This window comes from Aminobacter sp. P4_H6_2, from assembly GCF_056400805.1.
Genome location: NZ_JBFUKO010000672.1, coordinates 1 through 2,800 on the forward strand (window position 1 = coordinate 1; position 2,800 = coordinate 2,800).

Here is a 2,800-nt window from a genome sequence, read left to right on the forward strand (position 1 = left end):
GTCAGCGCGTTCACATCGCGTGAAGAGAGAGACAGCGCTGCCGACATTCGAGGGCCTGAGAGCGGCACAAAGCCGAGTTTTCCGCTTTCCACTTCCTCGTAGACATCAATCAAGGTCAGTATGCTTATTCCTAGTCCTTCTTGAACTATTGCTTTTAAAAGAGCGATGGAATTGGAAACCGCAATCTTGTGTATTGGCGATCTCAACCTCTGAATGAGGAGGTCGGCCATAGGTCCAATGGTCAAGCTATCGTCCGTCGACAAAAAATAATCGTTCAATACATCTTCGATATCAACGCTTTTTCTCCGCATCAATTTGTGCGACGGGTGAGCGACTATTCCAAGTTTCAAATGAACAGTTTTGGTAATATTTAATCCGATATCCTGAGGTGTATTGAATGCAACCGCCAAATCTACGGAACCGGACTTAACCTTCTCAAGTATGATGTTGGTGCCATCAACATATGCCCGCAGGCTGACACCGGGATGCYGGGCTTGAAGCGCGCGAAACGCCTTCGGCAGGAACCCTGTCGACAGGCACTCCATGATTCCGACGCTCACACTGCTGCCTTGCGAGGGCCGCAGGCCTTCCACTTCGGCGCCGGCAGCGAGAATCTCCTGCTGCAGTTTCCGAACCTGGCCCACCAGGATTCTACCGGCTTCCGTCGGCCGCATACCGCGCGGCAACCGCTCGAAAAGTGGCTGACCGTATTCCAGCTCAAGATTCAGTATTTGGCGATTCACAGCGGAAGGTGTGGCATTCATCTGTTCCGCCGCTTTGCGGATCGACCCATATCGAGCGACCATTTCCAGCGCTTTCGCGCCTTGTGTAATTAAGGGCATTCTCGACACCTGAAACGCGACTRTGCATTTTTTTGATACACTAGGAACGCAAATATTCGCTGGTCAACAAGGGTTTGAAAAAATAGCCTTCACCTCGATTTCGGGGGGAATTCAATGAATTATCAGCGTAGCTTTTCTCGTCGTCGGTTTTTGGCTCTTTCAGCGGCAGCTTCCACGTCATCTCTGATCTTGCCGCACTGGATCAGCCAGGCTCGTGCAGCCCCTCTCGCAGGCGTCAAGGAAGAGGATGCGGTCATCGCCTTTGGCTTGACCGGACCGGTTTCAGACGAAGGCTGGAACACCAAGCACAATGATGGGATCAAGGCGCTCCAGGCAGCCTTCCCGAAGGCGAAGACACTGGTGGTCGAAAGCATTCCGTTCTCCGCCGACGCCAGCCGCACGTTCCGGCAATTCGTTCACGAGGGCGCCCAGATGGTGTTCTCAACCTCTAACTATGGCGACTTCTTCTCGTCTGTCGTCGAACGCACACCTGCAGTCGCCTTTCTCGAGGCGGACGGCCGCAACGTCGCTGACAATCTCGGTTGGTACTACGCCGCCCATTGGCATCCAACTTATGTGATCGGCGTGGCATCCGGCTTGCTCAGCAAGTCCGGCAAACTCGGCTTCATCGCTTCATTTCCGGTGCCGATGGCGATCTCATCGAGCAATGCGTTTCTGATGGGAGCGCGCTCCGTCAATCCATCGGCCACCCTGCAGGTCATCAGCATCAACTCCTGGTTCGATCCGCAAGGCGCCAACCAGGCCGCAAGCGCGCTGATCGACAATGGCTGCGACTTCCTCTTTGGCGTCATGAACGAGGCCTCCTATCTGCAGGTCGCCGAACAGCGTGGCGTGCGGGCTGCGATGTGGAGCTCCGACATGCGGCGCTATGGCAAAAATGCCTATGTCAGCTCGATCGTGCCTGACTGGACGGCATTCTATGTCGATCAGGTGAGAAAGCGACTTGAAGGCACCTGGTCGGGTGGTGGCCAGGCCCTGCTGCCATTGGGCGGCGGCATTGACCGTGATACTTGGGGCGAGACGGTTCCGGCCGACGTGGCGGCCAAGGCCGACGCTGTGCGCGACAAGATCATGGGCGGCTGGAGCCCGTTCGCCGGCGAGATTAAGGACACGACCGGCGCGGTGCGGGTGAAGGCAGGCGAAACGCTCGACGAATTCGCGCTTTACAACTGGGACTGGTCTGTCGAAGGCGTATCCGGGCTTAGCACGTAAAACGGATCGCCTTGATCGATGGACGCTGCAATGCCTGATCCGAAAGTTCTTCCCGTCGGCGGCGATGGCGCACCGCCGATCGTGTCGCTGCGCGGCATCGCCAAGTATTTTCCCGGGGTCGTCGCCAACGCAGACGTCGACCTCGACATCCGGGCAGGCGAGATTCACGCGCTTCTCGGCGAGAACGGCGCCGGCAAGTCGACGCTGATGAACATCCTCAACGGCATCTATCAGGCGGACGCCGGCGAGATTGCCGTCGATGGGCGACCGGTCCGCTTCGCCTCCCCAGTTGAGGCAATCGCGGCCGGCATCGGCATGGTCCATCAGCATTTCAAGCTGGTACAGGCCTTTACCGTTGCGGAAAACGTCCATCTCGGATGGAGGCAAACGCCGCGATTGGCATCCGCCGTCCAGCTCGAGGCGCGAACGCGAGCAATCGCCGACAAGTTCAACCTTGCGGTCCGCCCCGGCGCCCGCATTCATGCTCTGTCAGCGGGCGAGCAGCAGCGTGTCGAAATCCTGCGCGTGCTGGCGCGCGACGCGCGCGTGCTTATCCTCGACGAGCCGACCGCTGTGCTCACGCCGAGCGAAACGCGTGAACTGTTCAAGGCGCTCGACGCGTTTCGCAAATCCGGCAATGCGGTCATCTTCATCAGCCACAAGCTGCATGAAGTGCTGGAGATTTCCGACCAGGTGACAGTGCTGCGCGGCGGCCGCAAGGTGGC

3 protein-coding genes are annotated in these 2,800 nt (G+C 58.0%); 2 read left to right on the top strand and 1 reads right to left on the bottom strand.

The features are described from left to right. Nucleotides 1-842: LysR family transcriptional regulator (locus AC1DUU_RS28400; protein WP_476786677.1), on the bottom strand; the 842-nt coding region annotated here is incomplete at its 3' end. Nucleotides 843-956: 114 nt separating this feature from the next. Here AC1DUU_RS28400 and AC1DUU_RS28405 point away from each other — a divergent pair. Together AC1DUU_RS28405 and AC1DUU_RS28410 are read left to right on the top strand one after the other, a co-directional pair. Beyond that, nucleotides 957-2,075 carry a BMP family ABC transporter substrate-binding protein gene (locus AC1DUU_RS28405; protein ID WP_476786678.1) on the top strand — a complete coding sequence of 373 codons (1,119 nt, stop codon included), beginning with the start codon at nt 957-959 and terminating at the stop codon, nt 2,073-2,075. A 30-nt stretch (nt 2,076-2,105) separates the two neighbouring features. Next, the coding region (locus tag AC1DUU_RS28410) for an ATP-binding cassette domain-containing protein (protein ID WP_476786679.1) at nt 2,106-2,800 on the top strand (695 nt) is incomplete at its 3' end.

What these genes read in the sequence shown, in the direction of transcription:
- AC1DUU_RS28405 (WP_476786678.1), top strand. Translation starts at nt 957, where the DNA reads ATGAATTATCAGCGTAGCTTTTCTCGTCGTCGGTTTTTGGCTCTTTCA.